This is a genomic window from Pedobacter nutrimenti (assembly GCF_003208655.1).
Classification (GTDB): domain Bacteria; phylum Bacteroidota; class Bacteroidia; order Sphingobacteriales; family Sphingobacteriaceae; genus Pedobacter; species Pedobacter nutrimenti.
Window position 1 is genome coordinate 228254 of the sequence record NZ_QKLU01000003.1, and the last position, 23292, is coordinate 251545.

Consider the following 23292-nt stretch of genomic DNA (forward strand, 5'->3'; position numbering starts at 1 on the left):
GATTATGGCATCACAACCTTACGTAGGAGAAATCAGGATGTTTGGTGGCAATTTTGCCCCGCAAGGATGGGCATTCTGTGATGGGGCGCTACTTTCCATTTCTGAAAACGAGACTTTATTTAATTTGATCGGGACAACCTTTGGGGGCGATGGGCAATCAACCTTTGGCGTACCTGATTTAAGGGGTCGCATCCCGGTACATATGAGTACCACTCAAGCAGGCTCAACCTATTCTCTTGGAAGTTTTGCGGGGACTGAATCCGTCACACTGACCGGCAATCAGATCCCGTCACATGCCCATGCAGTTACCGGAGAGCTGAATATGAAAACCAGGGCGTCCAATCCGGATAATCAGCTCTCGCCTATTGGAAACGCCATCGCGATTGCCCCGGGGAAAAAATATTTTTCCAGGAACCCTTCTGCAAATGGGTTTATGGGACCTTTGTCTACAAACATTACCCTAAATTCCAGCGGCGCAAACATACCCCATAACAACATGCAACCTTATGTTTGTGTCAATTTCATCATTTCATTGTTTGGGGTATTCCCAACGACAGGTTAAAGAGATATGAAAATAGGTATATTGCTCCCCGGTTCTACCACTTATCCTTTAATTTCCTATAACTTCATGGCAGGGTTAACAGGTTGTCTGACACAGCTTGCCCCCGATATGGTGCCCCAATTGCATACCGCGGTGATTGGTTTTGGGACCGATAAAGCACTGATGTTACAAGAAGCCCAGGTGCTTTTACTGGAAAAAAACACCGATATATTGATCGCATTTGCAGACCATCCGGCTGTAGAATGCCTTTTTCCGCTAATGGCCTCGGTTAAAAAATTACTAATTGTGGTCAATAGCGGGGCAAAATATCTGCCTGTACAAGCGCAGCCTTATGTCGTTTACCATACCCTGGCTCATGCTTTGCATTGCCGTTTAACGGGCAGCTTTGCGGCTGGCCTGGGGAATAGTGCAGCTATGGCCACTTCTTTTTACGATGGGGGCTACAGTTTATGCCATGCCATAAGTAAAGCCTATACCGATAAAGGAGGGGCTATTGAATTTAACTTTGTCAGTAAATTCAAAGCACAGGAATTTGATATCAACCCGCTTACCGGATTTTTAGATCAAAATGATGGTACAAGGAGCATTTTGGGGATATATAGTGATTTGAGCCCTGTTTTTTATCAGCAGCTGATGAATGGATTCCCCCAGCAGAAGTTGAACGTATTTTCCAATCCCGCCATGCTTGATGAGTTGCATTTACCCCAGAACGTTTTGGACAAGTCCATTTCTGTAAATGCTTATGTGCCCTGGACGATTTCCCTGGGTAATGAACAGCACCTGACCTATGTTGCCACTTTTGAAAAAGAGACCGGCCGGGAACCTGATGCTTTTGGTGCATTGGGCTGGGATACGGGTATTTTGCTGCACTATATCATTTCCGATACTGAAAACCCTTTGTTCCGCATGCCACGGCTGATGGAGCATTTGCTGCAACTGCATGCAGAAGGTGCAAAAGGGGTTTTGATTTTTGATAAAAACACACATCTGGTGCTCTCGCCGGCTTACAGGGTAAAACTGGAAGCAGGCAACACTTTGATGATTAAAGATACACTGCCTTTAAATGAGGTTGTACAAGAATGGACTGCAATATGTGAGGATCTGCCCAAAGGACATGTGTCCGAATGGATCAACACCTATATGTGCTCTTAAACGCTATTGTTATTTAAATTAACCGCTTATTAATCCATTGCTCTATGGAAATCTTTAGCAAAAGAATGCTTAAAGGCATTTTGCTGTCCCTGATGATGCTGACCTGCATTAGCTTTAATGCAACGGCACAATGCGCCCTTGGAAAGGGCGATCTGGTCTTTTCGGGTTACAACGTTCTTGACGATGGGGTCAACGGGGCCACGCAGGATGACCAGTTTTCATTTGTCTTTTTACGTAAAGTAATGGCAGGCACGGATATTTACTTTACCGATTTGGGCTGGACTTCGGCCAATGCTTTTCAAACAGACTCGAAGGCCATTAGTGACGGGATTATTAAATGGACAGCGGACAAGGATTATCCCGCAGGGACGGAAATTTACATCAATTGTAAGTTTCAGTTAAAGGCTTATGACAAGAATAATTTTCCCGCGGGCACGGTGACCGGAGTACTTCAAACCTACGATACCAGGGTCAATTTTCCGGCTTCGACCAAAGAATGGATGAGCTTGGGAGAGTTTAGCGGGGACCAGATCTTTGCCTTTACGGGCAGCCCGGCAGCACCCTTGCTTTTAGCAGGAATCAGCATCAATCATGACAATGGTTTAAACAATGGCAGCGGCTGGGACAGTAGTTTGTCCGCAGCAACCTTTGCTGCCGACCGTTCTATGTTGCCGGCTGCCCTGAATAGCGGAGCTCAGAATTTATCCATTATTCAGTTTGATCCGGCAGACCCCGCCTCCCTGATTGCCTACACGGCGAGGTTTAAATATACAGGGCTGCCAACAGTGGGGACAGCTGCTGCAATTGTGGGCAACCTGAATACGACTTCCAACTGGGAAATACGAAATGACGGATTAACTTTTACCCCTAATTTTCTGGCAGGACAATTTTTTGTTGTAACCGGGGCCATGATCAGCAGCCAGCCACAGGATAAACTTTTGGTCTGCGCGGGAACAGGTACCAGTTTTAGCATTACAGGGACTGGCATTTGTGCCTATCAATGGCAGGTCAGTACCGATAATGGCGCGTCATTTAGCAATGTAACCGATGCCGGGGTCTATACCGGATCGGCGACCGCTACGCTCAGCATATCGAGTGTTACGGGATTGAATAACTATAAATACCGGGTAAACTATACAGATGTCGCAGGCGTAACGGCTTCATCGGCAGCATCTTTAACACTGGCTTCCCAGGTCATTACCCTAAATCAAACGACTTTGCCTGACGGCACTTATAATACGGCCTATAGCCAGACTTTAACGGTTGCCTCGGGTGGGCAGGCGCCTTATACCTACAGCGTAACATCAGGAACTTTACCGACAGGTTTAAGCTTATCCACAGCAGGGGTGATATCGGGTACTCCTACAGCTGCAGGGACCTTTAATTTTACGGTTTCGGTAACCGGTGCTTGTGTGAGCTCGGGAAGTCTGAGTACTTCGATCACCATCGCCAAGAAAAACCAAACCATTGCATTTGCCGCACCGGCCAGCCAGGTTTATGGTGCAGCAGATCTGGATCCGGCAGCGACAGCAAACTCCGGACTGGGGATCACTTATACAAGCGCTGATCCAACAGTGGCTACCATTACCGCCGGACAGAAAATTCATATTGCTGGAGTAGGTACAACCACCATTACCGCCCATCAGGCAGGTGATGGCAATAACAATGCAGCTCCTGATGTATCGCAAACTTTTACAGTGACGCAAAAAGCATTGACCGCAACAGCGGCTTTGATCAGCAAGGTGTACAATGGTGATGCCGTAGCATCGGTAAGCTTTAATGCCTTAAATGCAGCCAGTGGGGTGGTAGGCAGCGATGTGGTCAGTGTAAGCTATACTTCGGCCAGTTATGACAATGCCAGTGCCGGGACTTTAAAACCGATTTCATTTGTTGGCTTGGGCCTTAGTGGGGCCGCCAGCGCAAACTATAGCCTGAATGCACCTGGTTTAACAGGGACCATCAGTCAAAAACCGCTGACAGCAAGCTATGCCTCGGCAACGAAAACTTACGATGGCAATCCGGCCGCTACCGTAACTTTTAATCCATTGATTGCATCAAGTGGTGTGATCGGGACCGATGTGGTGAACGTTTCTTATACATCTGCCAGTTATAACAATTCGGGTGTAGGTACCTCTAAACCCATTTCTTTTGTTGGATTGGGTCTTTCAGGTGCAGCAAGCGCCAATTACAGCCTCAATGGTATTGCTGTGGTGGGAGACATCATCCCCAAAACACTAACGCCAAGGACCAATACCATTACTAAAGTCTACAACCGCAATGCGGCCGCCACCGTTAACTTTATTCCTTTTAATGCAGGGGACGGACTGGTAGGGGCTGATGCAGTGACTGTAACGTATACCACTGTGGCTTATCCGGACGCCAATGCAGGGACAGGCAAAACGATGGTGTTTACCGGCCTGGCTTTAACCGGCCCTGCAAGTGGTAATTATACCCTGGATGCCAGCGGCATAAAAGGCAGCATTACCGCTGTACCGGTTACAGTCAGTTTGATCGGCTTCATTACAAAAATTTATGATGGAACTACGCTGGCCTCACTGACCGGAAGCAATTATAGCCTGAGCGGGGTGATACCAGGCGACGACGCTGCGCTGAATAACCCAACCTCAGGAACCTATGCGAGCAGAAATGCTGGTTCAAGTGTGGTTACGGTGAACAATTTGGCCTTAACAGGTACCAGCGCCGGAAATTACAGCTTAGCATCGGGCTCTGCAACTGTAAATGGATTGATTAACCCCGCCGGCGTTATCCCTATACTTTCGGGATCGGTGGACAAGGTATACGATGGAAATACCACCGCCAGTCTGAGCGCATCGAATTATTTTGTTGCTGGAAAAATTGGGGCCGATGATGTGGCGCTTAACAATCCCCTTACGGGCACCTACAGCAGTAAAAATACAGGCAGCCGTACTGTGAACGTTTCGGGATTGGTATTGGTTGGAGCAGATGCAGGCAATTATGACTTGATCAGGACCACTGCAAGTACAGGTGGAATAATTTCTGCGGCCTCTATTGTACCGGCATTGACCGGTACCCTAACCAAAGTATATGATGGCAATACCAACGCGGCTTTAACAGGGGTCAATTATAGCTTTATCGGTAAAATAGGTACTGAAAATGTGGCACTGAATAATCCTTCGACGGGTGCCTACGATTTAAAAGATGCAGGGAGCCGGACCGTTACGGTAACCGGACTGAGTTTAACAGGAACTGATGCGGGCAATTATACGCTGTCGGCCACCACAATCAGTAAGGGTGGAACGATTACCGGGGCCAGTATTGTGCCTATATTGTCCGGACCGCTGAACAAAGTTTATGATGGAAATACAGCCGCGGTTTTAAGCGGAACCAATTATAGTTTTACCGGTAAAATAGGTACTGAAAATGTAGCGCTTAACAACCCGGTGGCAGGTAGCTATAGCAGTAAAAACATTGGAAACCGTACCGTTACAGTAAGCGGGCTTGCTTTGACAGGAACCGATGCTGCAAATTATACTTTAGCAGCTACAACGGTCAGTACCAGCGGAACCATAAGCCCGGCCAGCATTGTACCGAGCTTAACCGGCACCATTGCCAAGGTATATGATGGCAATGCGAACGCCACTTTATCCGCAGCAAACTACAGTTTTACCGGTCAGGTTGCTACCGAAAATGTAGCGCTGAACAATCCGGTATCGGGTACTTACGACAGTAAAAATATAGGTAGTCGCACCGTTACGGTAAACGGCCTTGCCCTGACAGGAACCGATGCAGCCAATTATAGCCTTTCGGTTTCAAGCTTAGCCGCTCCAGGCAGCATTAGCGCAGCCAGTATTGTACCAACCCTGGTTGGGCCGGTGACTAAAGTTTACGATGGCAATACCACGGCAAGCTTAACAGGGGGCAATTATAGCTTTACCGGTAAAATAGGTACAGAAAATGTAAGCCTTAATAATCCTGTTGCGGGGGCTTATGATGCTAAAAATGTGGGCAACAGAACCGTGAGTGTAAGCGGGCTGGCCTTAACGGGCGCTGATGCGGCCAATTATACCTTGTCTGCGACAAGTTTAAGTACCAGTGGAACCATTACCGGTGCCAGCATTGTACCGGCACTGGCAGGGCCCGTGACCAAAGTATATGACGGGAACGTAAATGCAACTTTAAGCGCTACAAATTACAGCTTTACCGGTAAGGTAGGTACGGATGATGTGGCCTTAAACAATCCGGTGGCAGGAACGTACAGCAGTAAAAATGTGGGTAACCGGACAGTCAGTGTAAGTGGCCTGGCCTTAACAGGGGCCGATGCAGCCAATTATACACTTTCGGCTACCAATTTAAGTACAGCAGGGACCATTACCGGGGCCAGTATTGTACCGAGCTTAGTGGGTACAATCACCAAGGTGTACGATGGCAATGTGAGCGCGGCTTTAACGGCAGCAAACTATAGCTTTACCGGTAAGGCAGCATTGGACGACGTGGCCCTCAACAATCCGGTAGCAGGTGCCTATGACAGTAAAAATGCAGGTAACCGTAGTGTGAATGTAACCGGTCTTGCACTTACAGGAGCTGATGCAGCCAATTATAGCCTTTCGACCACAAGTTTAACTGCTCAGGGCAGCATTACCACCGCCAGCATTGTACCAGCCTTAGTTGGGCCGGTCACTAAAATCTATGATGGAACACCTGTCGCAAACTTAACGGGGGCCAATTATAGCTTTACCGGTAAGGTAGGGACAGACAATGTGGCCCTAAACAATCCCCTTACAGGAACTTACAATAATAAAAATGCCGGTACCGCAAAAACAGTTGTGGTCAGCGGCCTGAACTTAACCGGTACAGATGCAGGTAACTATACGCTGGGCAGTACCGCGTTGAGCATCAGCACAGCAGTGATCAGCCCGCAAGGGTTAACCATAACAGCCGACAATAAAACCATGATACAAGGGAATGCTGTACCTGCTTTAACATTAACTTATAACGGTTTTGTAAACGGGGAAGACCAAAGTGTTCTTGGAGGTCCGGTGGTGGTCAATACTACCGCAACGAGCACTTCTCTGGCCGGTGATTATCCGATAACGGTAAGCGGTGCCACTTCAGGCAATTATGCCATTACCTTTGCCAATGGAATCATGACGGTGAAGCCGGGTGCGCCAACCAGCATCAATCTGGCAGCGGTCACTTTATTTGAAAACAGACCGGCGGGAACACTTGCCGGAACGTTGAGCAGTACCTCACAGGATCCCGGGGCAACCTTTAGCTATACCTTGGTTAGCGGTACGGGTAGTGCAGATAATGCCTTGTTTAGCATTTCGGGCAATCAGGTGCTGACCGCGGCAAGCCTGGATTATGAACAAAAGTCAAGTTATAGCATTTTGGTCAGAAGCACCACCCAGTACGGGTTAACGCTGGATCAGCAATTTACCATTCTGCTCAATGATGTCAACGAAGCACCAACTTTAAATGCCATTGCAAACAGTACCATTTGTTATACATCCGGACAACAAAGCATTGCATTAAGTGGCATAAGCCCTGGACCGGAAACTGCGCAAACGACTACGCTGAGCGTAAACTCCAATAACCCTTCGCTGTTCAGTGATTTGAGGGTTACACAGGGCTCGGGTGGAAATGGTACGCTGACTTACCGTTTAAACGGAAACGGAATAGCAGGAACAGCGAGTATTACCGTTACGGTAAAAGATAATGGTGGTACAGCTAATGGTGGGGTGGATACTTTTACCAGAACATTTGTACTGACCGTTAACCCGCTTCCTGTAATTGCCATTACCTCGGATCAGGGTACTGACTTGTCAAAAGGCATTACGGCCAAACTGACCGCGACCGGAGGCATTAGTTATGTATGGGCTGATGCTTCAGGCATTATTGGAGCAAAGAATACCGCAGTGCTGACCGTAAGACCGGCATCGACAACGACCTATACGGTAACGGCAACCAACGCTTCGGGTTGCAGCAGTATTCAGACCATTACCCTAAATGTACTGGAAGATTACCGCAGCCTGCAGGCGACAAATATTTTAACGCCAAATGGTGATGGCATAAATGACCGCTGGGAAATCAAAAACATTGACATGTACCCGAACAATGAAGTCAAAATATTTGACCGTGCGGGAAGAACGCTGTATAGTAAAAAAGGCTATGACAACAGCTGGGATGGAACCGCAAACGGTGCGGCGCTGGGTGAAGGGACCTATTACTATATTGTAGACTTTGGGGACAATAAAGGCAAATTCAAAGGCTTTATTACACTGGTCCGCAATCAGTAAAGCAATGAAAAAACCTCCTGTTTTTTGCCGGTGCATAAACAGGAGGTTTTTTATTTTGTTAAGACCCGCTTTTACAAGCTATGGATCCTTGATTTTTCAAACAGCCTGATCCAGGCTTTCTTTGAGATCATAACGGTTTCATTTTTATAAGTGGAACCTTTTTTGTAAACATCAAACATGATGTTGTTGATGCCCAGTAACTTCATCGGATGTGGGACAATCCGGACCCCGCTAAGGGTAACCTCATTGTCTTTAAACTCATCAAACAAACCCAATACATACTCATAAAAATCTTTTTCTTCTTTTGCAGATGAAAAATTAATGGTTTCATAAATCTGTGTGTTCATCCCGCCTTTGGTGACATACTTTAAGTACTCCTTATCGTTTAAGGAATACAATTCGTAATCTGGCGTTAATAAGGTTAGCTTGGCACCAATCCTTTTGGGCTTGGCATTGGTTTCGTCTGTTTTAATTTGTTCCTTGCTTCTGCCCACTTGAAATTGTGAAAAAGCGCTCAGGGAAAGCGTTGTCAGGGCAAGGATCAGAAATGGTTTTTTCATAGGTGATCAATTATCTGTTAAATTCCGAAGGTAAAAAAAATAACCATTGGTGTCAACGTAAGGTGACTTCCTTTTATATAAATATTCATTGCAACCGTCATCTCGAAGGAAGCGCAGCGATGAGAGATCTGTGCAATTAGCTTACAGATCTCTCCATTGTTCCTCATGTCGAGATGACGATCGCATTATAATACGCCTTCTTTTCATCTACCTTTCAGTACCTGCTTTATCCCCAATCACCCCAGGTGCATCGGCAACTCATCAGGGTGCCTGTACTGTTGACTTATCTTCTAAATTGCGTTGTTTATTGAATTAATTGTATCTTCAAAAGATATATCCATTTTAAAATTTATACCTAACCAACAAATTGTACCGAATAGATAAACGGGCCATTTTGGTCATGATATTCCTCCTGTCATTTACTAAATTTACAGGGGTTTTTGCTCAGGCCATCCAATACCAGTTCAATGCCATTGATACCAGGCAGGGGCTGTCCAATAACCAAATCAGGGCAATATTTAAAGACGAAAGCGGATTTGTATGGTTTGGGACAATGTCGGGCCTGAACAGGTATGATGGTTATAATTTTAAAACTTTCAGGCACCAGATTAACGATCTGAAATCGATTGACGAAGATTATATCAATCAAATTGTCCAGGGGCCAAACCGTACCATGCTGGTGAGTACCTCCCGGGGATGGAATATTTACGATCCGCGTACAGAACAATTCAGTCCCGATATTCTGGGTTTTTTAGGGGATATCCATCTTCCACAACAGCGTTTCACAGATGTAGTTCAGGACAGACAAGGTAATTTTTGGTTTGTTTTTCCTGGTGTTGGTATTGGTAAATTTAACGCTTCGTCCGGTAGGTCGATTTTGTACAAGGAGCAGGGTACTTCCTTAAAGTTGTATTCCAATAAGGTTACAGCCCTAACTATAGGGGACAACAACACTGTCTGGGTTATCTACTCCGATGGTGTATTGGAAAAGATAGACGTAGCCAGAAGCAAAGTTCTTTTCAGGAGCGATGGCCTGCAAAAGACATTGGGAAAGCAACAGACAGACTATAAAGTTTTTGGGGACAGCCAGGGTGACCTTTGGATCTACGCAAATGCTAAAATAAAGGGTGTGTGCTGGTATAATGCGCATAACGATAAAGTGTTACCGATTAGCCAGAGTTCGGGAAGACTGCACCTGAACAACGACATCATCAATGGCATTACGCAGGACAATACGGGGAAAATATGGATTGCCACAGATCATGGGGGTGTTAACATTATTGATAAAGCCTCATTTTCTGCTACTTACTTGTTGAACAACGAAAACGACAGTAAAAGCCTTAGTGAAAATGCAGTCAATACCATTTATAAAGACAATCAGGACATCATTTGGTTGGGTACTTTTAAAAGGGGGATCAATTTTTTTCATCCTAAAAATATCCTGTTTCCTTTACATCAGCATCAGCCGAACAATCCTTCCAGCTTGCCTTATAACGACATTAACCGCTTTGTAGAAGATAAAAAGGGGAATTTGTGGATTGGCTCCAATGGCGGGGGATTGATTTATTTTGACAGAAAAACAGGCAGGTACCAGCAATACCTTCATCATCCGGCCAATAACAACAGCTTGTCTAATAATGTGATCGTCAATCTTTTTCTTGATCAATCGGATAAACTATGGATTGGTACCTATTATGGCGGATTGGACTGCTTCGACGGGAAAACATTTACCCATTACAAACACGATAAAAATGCACCCTTTAGCATTCCTGATGACAGTGTCTGGGAAATTTTTGAAGACAGCCAGAAGCGCCTTTGGGTGGGTACATTAAATGAAGGTCTGCAATGGTTGGATAGAAAGAACAATAAGTTTGTCAGTTATAAACGCGAAGGCAATAATCCCATCAATGTAACGGCCATTTTAGAGGATAAGCAGGGGAATATCTGGACAGGCACAAGTTCGGGTATAGACATTTGGAATAGCAAGGGGGTATATCTACAGCACATTGTACATGCGGAAAAAGATGCAAAGAGTTTGAGCCATGATAATGTAAATGATATTATTTTAGATAGCCGCGGGTGGATTTGGATAGCGACCAGAGATGGGTTAAACCTGTACAACCAGAAAACCAAAACTTTTAAAGTTTACAGGAAAGAAGATGGATTGCCTGACAATGTGATCCTCACCCTGCTGGAAGACAAGCAGCACCATTTGTGGTTGAGTACGCCCAATGGCTTATGCAACATCACGATTAACAAGGCAGAAAGCCAGGACCCGGTTTTGCAATATAAAATATATGACGAAACGGACGGACTACAGGGCAGACAGTTTAATGTTGATGCCGCATTAATGACCAGGGCAGGGGAACTGGTCTTTGGGGGGCCCAATGGCTTTAATTTGTTTATGCCCCCGGGAACTGGAAAAAGAATGCCAGTACCAAAATTGGTGTTGACCGATTTACAGGTTTTTAACAACAGTATTCAAATTGGTAAATCGTATAAAAACAACGTCATCTTGCCCGAAGCAATTTCTACAGCCAAAGAGATTACCTTAAAATACAATCAAAATGTGTTTACAATTGCTTTTGCAGCATTAGAGTACAGCAATGCCGCGAAAATAAAATATGCTTACCAGCTCAAAGGCTTTAGTGAGGAGTGGCTCAGTGCGGATAGCAAAGACCGTAAAGCCACATTTACCAATTTGAGCCCGGGTACTTATACTTTACTGGTCAAAGCTGCCAATGAAGACGGGGTCTGGACCCCCGAGCCCTTAAAACTGATGGTTAGGGTATTGCCACCGTTTTGGTTAACAAACTGGGCCTATGTCTGTTATTTATTGGTTTTTGCAGGGATATTGGTTTATGCCAGACATAGAATTATACGCAGGGAAAAAGGAAAGTTTGCTTTTGAGCAGGAACGATTGGAAGCACAGCGTATTCATGAAATGGATGTCATGAAAATACATTTTTTTACCAACGTGAGCCATGAATTCAGAACGCCTTTGTCCCTGATCATTACACCCATTGAGAAGTTAATTCAGCAGTCGGCGCAAACGGATGAGAAAAAACAATTTCAACTGATTCAACGAAATGCCAAACGTTTGCTAAATATGGTCGACCAGTTGCTGGATTTTCGTAAACTGGAAGAACATGAACTACGTTTGTCTAAATCAGTTGGTGACCTTGCAGGTTTATCGAAAGAAGTGTTTGAATCTTTTTCTGATGTTGCCGAATACAAGAGGATCAAATTTAACTTTCAAACGGATGGGGAAGCCTTTATTACCTGGTTTGACCATGATAAATTAGAAAGGGTACTGCTCAATTTGTTGTCGAATGCCTTTAAGTTTACACCAGAAGGGGGACAAATTGGTTTATCCCTAAAAGCAGGCCAGCTAAACGGGGAACGGGCTGTTGAAATAAGGGTGAGCGACAATGGGATTGGAATTGAAAAAGAAAAACAGGAAAAGATATTTGAACGGTTTTTTCAAAATGTATTGCCCGGCCGGATTATTAATCATGGAAGTGGTATTGGTTTGTCTATTACCCGTGAATTTGTGCTCATGCATGAAGGCAGCATCAGGGTAGAAAGTGCGCTGAATGAGGGCAGCAGTTTTACCGTATTACTGCCCTTAATACCTGTTGGAGAAGAAACCGAGGTTGAAAAAATAACTGTGGCTCCTAAGCAAGAGCTTTTGCCGGGCCCGCTGCTGACCGAAAGAAAAGAAGATAAGGCCTGGATCAAGGGCATCAAAAAGACCCTGCTGCTGGTGGAAGATAACGACGACCTTAGGTTTTATATTAAAGATAACCTAAAATCGTATTATAACATTATAGAGGCTCCCAATGGCAAAATCGGCTGGCAAAAAGCCCTAGCAGAACATCCTGATCTGGTGGTGTCCGACATCAATATGCCAGAGATGAGCGGGGTGGAACTCTGTCAGAAAATAAAGGAAGATAAACGTACTTCTTTTATCCCGGTGATTTTGCTTACCGTGATCAATTCACAACAGCAGCAGATTATGGGGTTGAAGGCTGGGGCGAATGACTACATTACCAAACCTTTTAATTTTGAAATTCTGCTTTCCAAAATCAGGAACCTGTTGTCCCAACAAGATAATTTCAAAAAAACCTATCAGAAACAGGTTAAGGTAAAATCTTCAGAGTTAAATGAAGTGGCATCTGCAGACGAAATTTTTATTCAAAAAGCACTGGCCTTTGTGGAAAAAAACATTTCGGAACCGGAGCTCTCGGTGCAAATGATGAGCAAGGAATTGTTAATGAGCCGGGCTGCCCTGTATAAAAAATTATTTAACCTTACCGGGCAAAGCCCCCTCGAGTTTATCCGTGCCGTACGGATGCAGCGTGCGGTACAGCTGCTTGAAAAAGGACAGATCAATATCTCAGAAGTGGCTTACGCGGTAGGCTTTAATAACCCCAAATATTTTACAAAATCCTTTAAAGAAGTCTATCATGTTACCCCTTCTGCTTACCTGGACCTTAAGTCCGGTTCTTAAAAAATCATCATGCCTGCTTCGGGAAGTTTATAGCTTACTATTGGTGTTTAAACTGTTTTTTTAAGGTTAAGTTAACATTTAATCCCCTAATCAAAGACAATTGAATACCCTATGGGGTTACACTTCCTGTTATTTTTGATGACATTAATATTGACTTCCGGCTTGCACAGTCACTGCTGCTGCTTCAGTCAATTTAAGACCAAACCAATATAAACAAACGTGTATGAAACAAAACTTACTTAAGAAAAAGTACTTCTTAAAATTATCTGCAATTTTTTGGAGCGCGCATCCATCATCTGTCCTGCAGTCTGTACCGCTATACGGTGAGCAGCCCAATCGATCCTTCCCGGAATAATTAAAACACCTCGTATTAATTAACAGGACTATTATTTAAATGTTGCTTTCAAAAGCAATAAAACTTCAAATAATTATGATGAAATGCGTACAAAAAAATAAGAGATCGTTCTATATAAATAGGGACGGGTTGCCAGATTGTAAAAGAATGTTCCTGATCCTTCTTTTAATGATGACCAGTTCCATTTCCTTATTTGCTCAAAAGCAGATAAAAGGTATTGTAAAGGAGCAGGGCGGAGGGATACTTCCGGGGGTTACCCTGCAGATCAAAAACACCAAAAATGTATTCAGGACAGATTCCCTGGGCAGGTTTTCTGTTAGTGCTTCCAGCGATGCGGTTTTGGTGTTCAGTTATGTCGGATTTACAACTCAGGAAATCCGTGTTGGGGACCAGTCGCAACTTACGGTTATCTTAATGCCCAGTGAAAGCAACCAGCTTGAACAGGTTGTAGTAGTAGGGTATGGAAAGCAAAAAATGCCAACGGTTACCGGTTCGGTAAGTGTAATTGCAGGTAAAGATTTGGTTCAAACGCCGGTTGCCAATGTAACCAATATGCTGGTCGGTACTGTTCCTGGTTTATCGGGATTGCAAAGCAGCGGGGAGCCCGGACAAAATGCAACCAGTATCCGCATCAGGGGAACTGCCACTTTAAATGGCTCCAATGCGCTGGTGGTTATTGATGGGATCCAACAACCGGCCGAGAATCCTTTCATGATGCTCAACGCCATTGATGCCAACGATATAGAAAACATCAGTATCCTGAAAGACGCTTCAGCTACCGCAGTTTATGGAATCAGGGGGGCAAACGGAGTCATTATTGTAACTACAAAAAGAGGCAAAATAGGTAAACCGACATTTAATTTTTCAGCGAGCCAGGGTTTTACCAGGCCCACATCATTAATGCCCTTATCCAATTCTTATGATTTTGTGTCGGCAAGAAATGAATCTATAAAAAGGGAAATTGCCGGCGGGGTTACCGTAAACAGTAATCTTCTTTTCTCGGATGATGAGCTTTGGAAGTTTAAAAACAACCGGGATTATACACCTGCACAGGTCGATGCCATGACCAATTTGACCGCTGCACAAAGGGAGGCCCTGAAAAACAGCCCTGCTTTATATTATACCAGTCAGGATTTTTACAAAGCATTGTTTAGTGCTACAGGTTTGCAAAAACAGTCGAATATTAGTGTTTCTGGTGGAACGGAAAAATTAAGGTATTCCAGTTCTGTGGGTTATTTTGATCAAACGGGAATATTGGGCTATACGAAGTTTGCCGGAGCTGATGTGGGCTCAAAGCAGACCCGATATAATTTTCGCAATAATCTGGACATCAATATTGTCAAAAACCTTCAGTTGAGTTTTAACCTGAGCGGACAATTTATACGAAATAAATTTGCAAACCCTAAAGATGATGTAGGGGCCGATGTGGATCCGGGTAACCTGGCCGCACGCTACCGGGGCCTGATGCAAAGGATTTACCAAACCCCTTTTATTTCACCCGGCATTGTAGATGGAAAAATGGTGTTGTATTTTGTAGGGGATGATCTTTCGGCCACCAATCCTGTAGGTGGCAAAAGGGGAGGCAATGCGGGTCGCCCGACACAAACCTGGGACCCTCTTAATGTGGTCGGTAAAGGCTATGGTTTGGCTTTTGGCACAAATATAAGTACACAGGCCGTATTAAAACACACCATGGATTACCTGACCAAAGGTCTTTCCAGCCATTTTACGGTTGCTTACGATGACAGTTATACCAAGGGCTTTAATGTCTTTCAATCGATACCCACTTATATCGCTTACAGAGACCCTGTTAACCCAAACAACATTAATTACATCGGTGGAACTGTAGGGACCAACTACAGCTATGAAGATTATAAATACCTGTCGGGCTGGCGAAAAACTTATTTCGAAGGCGGTTTTGATTATGCACGCAGTTTTGGGTCTCATTATGTAACTGCCCTTATTTTGGGTAATGCGCAAAAGTATGTAGACCGCGACCTGCCATTTAATACGCCTTCGGGTTTAATGGGACTGGTGGGGCGTGCGACCTATAATTTTAAGGAGCGTTATTTACTGGAAGGTAGTGTGGGTTACAATGGAACCGAAAATTTTGCGCCAGGAAAACGGTTTGGGTTCTTTCCTGCAGTAGCAGCAGGTTGGATTATTTCTAATGAACCGTTTTTTAAACAAAACAAATGGATCAGTTTCGCGAAACTTCGCGGTTCTTATGGTGAGGTAGGTAATGACCAGATTTCCTCTGATGGAAGGGCCAGGCGCTATTTATACCTAGACAATTCCTGGACCCTGAATGGTGGTGGCCAGTATTATTTTGGCAATACAGATGGTTCGAGTACAAATCCGGCCATCCCAGGCGCTGCGGAATCTTCTCTTGGTAATCCTTTGGTGACCTGGGAAAGGGCAAAAAAGATGAACCTGCAGCTGGACCTGAATTTTTTAAGCAACAGGCTGAGTTTTTCAGGTGCTTATTTTAGTGAAAAGAGAAACAATATTCTGGTGATTCCGGGTATTATACCTGCCACTTTTGGGGTTTCGGGTACTCCGGTTTCTAATTCCGGAAAGGTGAGCAATAAAGGGATAGAACTCGAATTGGGTTGGAATGACAAGATCACCCAGGCCTTTACTTACTTTGTAAAGGGTTCCTTTTCTTATGCAAGAAATAAAATTGATTATATGGCGGAGGCACCTTTTCCTTATCCCTGGATGGACCAAACAGGCTTTATGATTGGCCAGCCAAAAGGACTGATTGCCGATGGTTTTTACAATACCAAAGAAGAACTGGCAAACCGGCCGCTTTATCAGGCCAAAACAGAGCTGGGGGATCTCCGCTACCGCGACATTAACGGAGATGGGGTCATTAACGATCAGGACAGGGTTCCCATAGGTTATCCCTCCTTCCCATTAATTCAGTACAACTGGAGGGTTGGCTTTTCTTACAAAGGATTTGATGTTTCGGCCCTTTTTATCGGAACGGCTAAAGGATCCTATAATACCTTGAATACGGTTTACGCCAATGGTGCGCTAATTCAGGCCGCAACCCAGGGCCGCTGGACACAGGAAAAGTACAACAACGGGGAAAAAATTACGTATCCTGCATTTAATGACATTGGTAAGCCTTCCGCTGCATCTGCGGGTGAGTTGAGTACCTTTTGGTTACAATCCACCGATTTTGTAAGGCTTAAAAATGCAAGTATTGCTTACACTTTTAAAAGTGAGCACCTGCAAAGGCGGCTTGGGATAACCGGCATTACCCTTACAGCAACGGGCAATAATTTATTGACCTGGACCAAACTGTTAAAAGGTATAGACCCGGAATCTGCTAACGCGAATGGCCCTTACATTTTCCCATTAACCAAAACGTACAATTTAGGATTAAACGTATCCTTCTAATCAAGATATAGATTATGAATACTAAGAAATTAACCTGGTTTGCAACCGTATTAATGTTTGTATTTGCAGTGGTTTTTACCTCGTCCTGCAAAAAGGATTTTTTACAGGTCCCTCCCGGAGGAAACCCGACGGTAGATTCTGTTTTTGCCCGTTCCAGCACGGCATACAATGCGATAGCGGGTGCTTATTTTGCCTGTTTACGACAGGGCCTGAATTGGGACGGCAGGCTTTATGCGCCCTGGACAGATGATCAGCTTGCAGGTAGTCAGGCTTTTTGGCGCCAGGGGGATAACAATAGCGGAAGTATTTGTAACACCGCAATACTCGGCAGCGGATTGTCTGCCAATGCCTTCACTTCTGAAGACATGAGCGGTTACAATGACAATTTTACTTGTATCCGTAAAGCCTACCTGGTCAAAGAAAATATAGATAAAGTACCCGACATGTCCGCAGGCGATAAAGCGATTGTTAAAGCGGAAATGCAGGCGATTGTTGCCTACAGGTATTCGCAAATGTTTATTATGTATGGCGGGGTGCCTATTGTTTCAAAAAGCTTTTCTACAGGTGCGCCCAATGATTTGCCCTCCCTGGCCATACCCAGGGCGTCGTTGAAATCAACACTGGATAGTATTGTTTTATGGTGCGACCGGTCGGCCGCGGTACTTCCATCTGTATGGCCGGCCAACTCACTCGGCAGAATGACAAAAGCTGCAGCCCTGGCCATTAAAGCCAAAACGCTTCTGTATGCTGCACGTCCGTTGTTTAATACGGCAACTCCTTATATGGGGCTGGGTGCAAATAACAACATGATCTGTCTTGGCAGCTTTGATGCCGCTTTGTGGACCAAAGCTTTGGCCGCTTCAGAAGCGGTTATACAGGAAGCTGAAGGCCCAGGCGGTTTGGGGATCATCAATACCGGACATCCACTGGATGACTATGGAACAGCAACTTCCACACCAAGTAACCGCGAGGTGATCCTTGCTTTTAAGCAGCAGGTGAGCAGTGGGAGTGGTAATGGCCCTTATAATATATTTAATGTATATGGGTTTAATTACAACTGGCAGGCCAATGGCAGTGTATTGGCCACAAGCATGCTGGAAAACTATTATAAGGCCGATGGGACCGAGCAAAGCTGGCCAGGCGTAGGGGAACTGGCCCCCTTTACAGAGTATAAGCGCAAATTTCTGGAAATGGAACCTCGTTTTCAGGCCGACTTCAATGGATATGAAATGCAGGCTGCAAATAATCCAGGTGACCAGGGCTGGAACATGAGCCAACACCTGAAGGATGTAAACAATTTTGGTGCAGGGCAACCTACAAAATTTTATTACCATGCCGGTAGCCGCCCCTGGTTTGATTTTCCTTTGTTTCGTTTAGCTGCTTATTACCTCAGTTCGGCCGAGGCTTATAATGAAAGCGGGCAGCCCGGGCAGGCCTTGCAGCGTCTGAATAAAATACACGAGCGTGCCGGCCTTCGCCCCATTACAGAGATGGACCAGACAAAACTGAGGCAGATCATTCACCGGGAATGGGCCACAGAATTCATGATGGAAAAATACAGGCTGCACGATTTAAAACATTGGAAAGATCCTGGTATTGACAAAGGTATCATTGGCGGGCCTATCCGGTTCCTTACGTTTAATAATGGCGGTGATGCATTGATCAGCGGTAATCAAAACTATGGCAACTCGGTAAAATACAACGGCTACTGGCATGTGAGACAATACCTGAACCCATTCCCGCAATCCGAAGTCAACAAAGGTTACCTGGTTCAGAATCCAGGGTACTAAATGTCAAGCTCATTCAAAAACAGAAACAAATCACTTTTATAGGATGAATATGAAAAAGTATTGTAATATATATTTAACATTCCTTTTTACGCTATTGGGGGCTGTGGGTTTTGCAATAAGTGTGCAGGCCCAGTCGGAAACGAAAAAAGATACCTCAGTCGTAGAGTTGGAACCTGGTCCGCTTTTGCGCATTCCCAAAACAAGATCAATTCTTTCTTATTCTACGGTGCAGGGAAACGTTTTAGGCCGTATTCCGGTACCTAACCTGAGCAATACGCTTTATGGTCAGCTGGGCGGCTTAATGGTTTCTCAGGGTTCAGGCGAACCGGGAAATGACCAGGCTTCACTTTCTTTCAGAGGCAAGGGGACCTACGACAATTCTAATCTGGTGTTTTTTGTAGATGGTTTTCAGGTTGACTATACGGTGTATTTCCAGTATATGTCGGCCGGAGAAATAGAAAACATCAGCCTGTTAAAAGATCCTGTTACCTTGGCCACTTTTGGTATGAAAGGTGCCAATGGGGTGCTTTGGGTAACCACCAAAAGAGGCAGTCTGCAAAGGCCCACCATCAATGTTCAATTGACATCGGGCATCGGGCAACCTGTTCACCTCAATAAACCTTATGGATCTTATGACTACGCAAGGTTGTACAACCAGGCCGTAAGCAACGATAAATATGCTTTGAACGGGTACCAGTACAGCTGGCAGCCTGCTTACAGCGACACACAAATGCAGGCCTATAAAAATGGTACGGGTACTAATGTAGACTGGTATAATGAAGCCTTAAAAAACCGTGGCTGGTATTCCAACGCAAATGTAAGTGTTAGGGGTGGGGCCGAAGCCGCAAAATATGGGGTGTTTATAGATTATATGAACCAGACCGGATTATATAATGCAACTAAAAACAATAACCTGGGCAGCAATACGCAGTTGCAAAAGTTTAACATCCGCTCTAATGTTGATCTTAAATTCTTTAAAATATTTGAAGCTAAAATTGATTTAGGCGGAAGAATTGAAAATCGTACTTATCCCAGGAATGTAAGTGACAATGATTATTCATCGGCTGCTTACTGGGCTACTTTGGCGAGCTACCCTAACAATATCTATCCTGTAAAAGATGTGACGGGCAACTGGTCGGGTACGACGCTATATCCCAATAATCCTGTCGCCCAGATCAATGCAACAGGCATAAGGACCTTTCACGACCGGACATTGCAGGCCAATTTTCAATTGAAAGAAGACCTGAGCCTGATTACGCCTGGTTTTTACCTGAGCCAGTCTGTATCCTTTAACACCTGGAGCAGGATCCGGCAATTGAAAACAGCCGCCTATGCCCGGTATTTCCAGGGGGCACAAAGTACCAGCGATAAACAAACCGTCATTCAATTTGGTGCAAGTGACCCATGGGGTCAGCAAACCTGGAAACAATTGAACCTCAGCTCGGGTTACGACCGTACATTCGGTGCGCATGACATCTCGGCTGCGGTAAATTATTATGTAAGTGATCTGCTTCCTGATGCCAATGGCGATGTAACCCGGTTATACTACCATTTTGAAAATTTATCCGGCCGCTTTAATTATACTTATAAATCCAGATATACAGCTGATTTGGGTTTTGGTTATAGTGGTTCTGATAACTATGCACCCGGAAACCGCTGGAGCTTTTATCCGGCACTTGCCCTGGGCTGGCTGGTTTCCAATGAGCCATTTTTTAAGGAAAATAAAATAATCGATCTTTTAAAGTTACGTGTATCGGCCGGACAGTCGGGTAATGACCAGACCTACAGCTCCAGGTATCTTTTTCAGCAATATTTTAACAATACCGGTGCATTAAATACGGGCAATAACGGACTGAACGTAAACGGAGGAATAAACCTGGGCCGTCTTGCTGCCGCAAACATTACAGCCGAAAAAAGCACAAAATACAATGTGGGTGTTGATCTTTCTTTATTGCACAAAATTTCCCTGTCTGCAGAATGGTTTTTAGATAAAAGGAGCGGCATTATTGGCCAGAACAATTTTGTGCCGGGATATTATGGGTACACGGGTTTAGGGGTTTTGCCTTTACAAAACATTGGAAAAATGACCAACAAGGGTGTAGAAATTAGCCTTAACTATTCCGATAAGATCGGTGAGCTGAATTATGGAATAGGTGGAACACTGACTTATGCCAAAAACAGAATTGATTTTATGTCTGAAATCCCGAATAAAAACAGTTTTACAAATAGTACCGGTTTGGCCTGGGGCACCCCGATAGGACTTACCGCTATTGGTTTCTATGATGTTACTGATTTTAACCCCGATGGCACCTTAAAAGCGGGGCTTGCCAAACCCAGTTTTGGTGCAGTCCAGCCCGGGGATATTAAATATAAGGATTTAGACAATAACAATGTGATCGACAACAACGACAGAACAGCAATTGGCAACCCGGCTTATCCGAATTTGTATTATTCTTTTAATCTGCAGCTGAGTTACAAGGGATTCGATTTGTCGGCCTTATTTCAAGGGGCCTCCGGCCTTAGTATTAATCTTTTAAATGCTGGGATTATACAGCAAATCGTACCATTTGTAGGCAATGCATCGGTATATCCAATTGCAAACAATGCCTGGGCTTATTACCCTGATCAAGGCATTGACACCCGGGCTACAGCTACTTTTCCCCGTCTGAGCACTTTAAACAATGCCAATAACTATACTTCTTCTTCATTTTGGATAAAAAGCGCCAATTTTTTAAGACTCAGGAACATACAGCTGGGTTATAATTTACCGGCCGTTATGGCGAAAAAAATGGGAATGAGCAGACTTAGGGTGTTTATCAGCGCGGTGAACCCAGTGCTTTGGTCGGCTTTCTATAAACAGTACCGTATGGACCCGGAAACACCATCTGGTTATCCGGCCATTAAATCGTACGACACGGGTATTTCATTAACCTTTTAAAGAAATTTTTTATGAACCTGAAACATATAAATATAGTATTGGTGGCTGTTGGGCTAATGTTTAGCCAGACCAGCTGTCGCAAAAGCTTTTTAGATACAAAATTAGATACCCAGCCTACACCAGAAAACTTATATCAGGATTATAAAAACCTGATCAAGCTGGCCAATGCACCTTATGCCTACCTGCAAAATTACAATGAATTTCAGATCCTGGATGGCAACCTGATGGCACCGGTTACCGACGAGGCTGTACAAACAAACAATTACGGTAGCGTTTATACTTTTAACGAGGGCAGCTGGAACCAGTTCAATAATCCAAATGATTATTACAACTATTACTATGCAGGCATTTTTAGCACTAATTATTTTTTTGAATTTCTTGGAAAAATAGGGGATTATAAAAAATTCCTGGCTTTAAACAGGGATACCATCACCACGGCCTCAAAAAATGAGTACCACAACGATGTACAGAAAATGAAGTGGTCTATTGCCGAAGCACATATATTGCGTGCTTATTTTCATTTTGAGCTGGCCAAAAGATATGGCCGGGTGCCGCTGGTTAAACAAACTTATGCAGCCGGGGAAAAAGCGGGCCTTGTTCAATCTTCATTTGAAGATGTGGTTAGTTTTATCGTGAGCGAAGTGGATCAATACAAAAACGACCTCCAGCCCAACTGGAAGGTATCCAGTTTTGCCACCGATGATGGTAAATTTAGCAAGGGATCGGCACTGGCTTTGAAAGCCAGGGTATTGCTGTATGCAGCAAGTCCCCTTCACAATGCGTCCAATGATGTTTCTAAATGGCAGGCCGCTGCTGCTGCTGCCAATGAAGCGGTCGTTTTTGCCCAGCGTACAGACATTAATGGTGGCCAGAACAATCTGGATGCAAATTACCGCAATTATTTTCTGGGCAACAATACACTGACCAGCAGCGAAACGATTCTTGCTGTACGTTACTTTCCAAGCAGCACTATGGAGCAGTTGAATTATCCTGTGGCCACCCCGGGAGGAAATACCGGGATTACCCCAACACAAAACCTGGTGGATGCCTATGAATATACTGCCGCACCAGACCCGGCTAATCCTTATGCCAACCGCGATCCCAGGCTTGGTTTTACTGTAGTGACCAATGGCAGTACCTGGAATGGACGGACTATAGATCAATCTTCGGCAGGGACAGATGCCATGACAAGAACCAATGCCAGCAAAACAGGTTATTATCTTAAAAAATTCTTAATTGATAATGTGGACCTAATCAACAATTTTACCAATCCGCACAACTGGCCTGTGTACCGTTACGGCGAACTTTTACTGGAATACAGTGAGGCCATGAACGAAGCCTATGGTCCCGACAACAGCAATGGCTATATCCTGAGTGCCCGCGGGGCGCTTAATATGGTGCGGGCCAGACCAGGGGTTGGCATGCCTGGGGTAATAGCTGCAGGTAAGGATGGTTTTAGAAATGCCCTAAAACGCGAGAGACAAGTCGAACTGGCTTTTGAAGATCACCGGTACTGGGACCTGCTCAGGTGGAATGATGCTGCGGTTGTCCAAAACCAGGCGGTAAATGGCGTGGCCATCACTAAAAATAGCAACGGGCAGTTTTTATACACGCCGAAGGTTGTGCAGAAAAGGGTATTTGTTAGTCCAAAAATGTATTACTTCCCTTTTCCACAGTCTGAAATTTCTATTTCCAATGGTAGTCTGGCGCAAAACCCAGGCTGGTAATTCAAAGAA

9 protein-coding genes are annotated in these 23292 nt (G+C 44.6%); 8 read left to right on the forward strand and 1 reads right to left on the reverse strand.

Features of this window, described 5'->3' with window-relative positions:
• Positions 1 to 4: 4 nt before the first annotated feature.
• From B0O44_RS09195 to B0O44_RS09205, 3 genes are read left to right on the forward strand one after another with little or no spacing between them, the layout of a single operon-like run.
• The gene (locus B0O44_RS09195; RefSeq protein ID WP_211321350.1) at positions 5 to 562 is read left to right on the forward strand and encodes a phage tail protein; all 558 of its coding nucleotides are present in this window, start codon (positions 5 to 7) and stop codon (positions 560 to 562) included.
• Between the two features lie 6 nt (positions 563 to 568).
• Complete coding sequence (locus B0O44_RS09200) at positions 569 to 1714, forward strand: ABC transporter substrate-binding protein (RefSeq protein WP_110829538.1); 1146 nt, start codon at positions 569 to 571, stop codon at positions 1712 to 1714.
• 44 nt (positions 1715 to 1758) lie between these two features.
• A complete protein-coding gene (locus B0O44_RS09205; protein ID WP_110829539.1) occupies positions 1759 to 7992 on the forward strand; it encodes a YDG domain-containing protein in 6234 nt (2077 codons plus the stop codon).
• Positions 7993 to 8063: 71 nt separating this feature from the next.
• On the opposite strand, the gene B0O44_RS09210 is transcribed toward B0O44_RS09205, so the two are convergent.
• Positions 8064 to 8552 (reverse strand): hypothetical protein, encoded by a 489-nt coding sequence (locus B0O44_RS09210; RefSeq protein ID WP_110829541.1) that lies wholly within the window; start codon positions 8550 to 8552, stop codon positions 8064 to 8066.
• Between the two features lie 400 nt (positions 8553 to 8952).
• On the opposite strand from B0O44_RS09210, the gene B0O44_RS09215 reads away from it, so the two are divergent.
• The 5 genes from B0O44_RS09215 to B0O44_RS09235 all read left to right on the forward strand — a co-directional run bounded on the left by B0O44_RS09215 (position 8953) and on the right by B0O44_RS09235 (position 23283).
• A complete protein-coding gene (locus B0O44_RS09215) occupies positions 8953 to 13065 on the forward strand; it encodes a hybrid sensor histidine kinase/response regulator transcription factor (protein ID WP_110829542.1) in 4113 nt (1370 codons plus the stop codon).
• A 502-nt stretch (positions 13066 to 13567) separates the two neighbouring features.
• Positions 13568 to 16828: a SusC/RagA family TonB-linked outer membrane protein gene (locus B0O44_RS09220; protein ID WP_170123295.1), complete on the forward strand. Its 3261-nt coding sequence runs from the start codon at positions 13568 to 13570 to the stop codon at positions 16826 to 16828.
• 14 nt (positions 16829 to 16842) lie between these two features.
• Complete coding sequence (locus B0O44_RS09225; RefSeq protein ID WP_110829545.1) at positions 16843 to 18618, forward strand: RagB/SusD family nutrient uptake outer membrane protein; 1776 nt, start codon at positions 16843 to 16845, stop codon at positions 18616 to 18618.
• Positions 18619 to 18667: 49 nt separating this feature from the next.
• Positions 18668 to 21556 carry a SusC/RagA family TonB-linked outer membrane protein gene (locus tag B0O44_RS09230; RefSeq protein ID WP_170123296.1) on the forward strand — a complete coding sequence of 963 codons (2889 nt, stop codon included), beginning with the start codon at positions 18668 to 18670 and terminating at the stop codon, positions 21554 to 21556.
• Between the two features lie 11 nt (positions 21557 to 21567).
• Entirely contained in the window at positions 21568 to 23283 is a 1716-nt protein-coding gene (locus tag B0O44_RS09235; protein ID WP_110829548.1) for a RagB/SusD family nutrient uptake outer membrane protein, read from the forward strand.
• Positions 23284 to 23292: the final 9 nt, after the last annotated feature.

Excerpts from the sequence above, each read along its gene's own strand:
- B0O44_RS09195 (WP_211321350.1), top strand. The coding sequence starts at position 5 with ATGGCATCACAACCTTACGTAGGAGAAATCAGGATGTTTGGTGGCAAT.
- B0O44_RS09200 (WP_110829538.1), top strand. The coding sequence starts at position 569 with ATGAAAATAGGTATATTGCTCCCCGGTTCTACCACTTATCCTTTAATT.
- B0O44_RS09205 (WP_110829539.1), top strand. The coding sequence starts at position 1,759 with ATGGAAATCTTTAGCAAAAGAATGCTTAAAGGCATTTTGCTGTCCCTG.
- B0O44_RS09210 (WP_110829541.1), bottom strand. The coding sequence starts at position 8,552 with ATGAAAAAACCATTTCTGATCCTTGCCCTGACAACGCTTTCCCTGAGC.
- B0O44_RS09215 (WP_110829542.1), top strand. The coding sequence starts at position 8,953 with ATGATATTCCTCCTGTCATTTACTAAATTTACAGGGGTTTTTGCTCAG.
- B0O44_RS09220 (WP_170123295.1), top strand. The coding sequence starts at position 13,568 with ATGTTCCTGATCCTTCTTTTAATGATGACCAGTTCCATTTCCTTATTT.
- B0O44_RS09225 (WP_110829545.1), top strand. The coding sequence starts at position 16,843 with ATGAATACTAAGAAATTAACCTGGTTTGCAACCGTATTAATGTTTGTA.
- B0O44_RS09230 (WP_170123296.1), top strand. The coding sequence starts at position 18,668 with ATGAAAAAGTATTGTAATATATATTTAACATTCCTTTTTACGCTATTG.
- B0O44_RS09235 (WP_110829548.1), top strand. The coding sequence starts at position 21,568 with ATGAACCTGAAACATATAAATATAGTATTGGTGGCTGTTGGGCTAATG.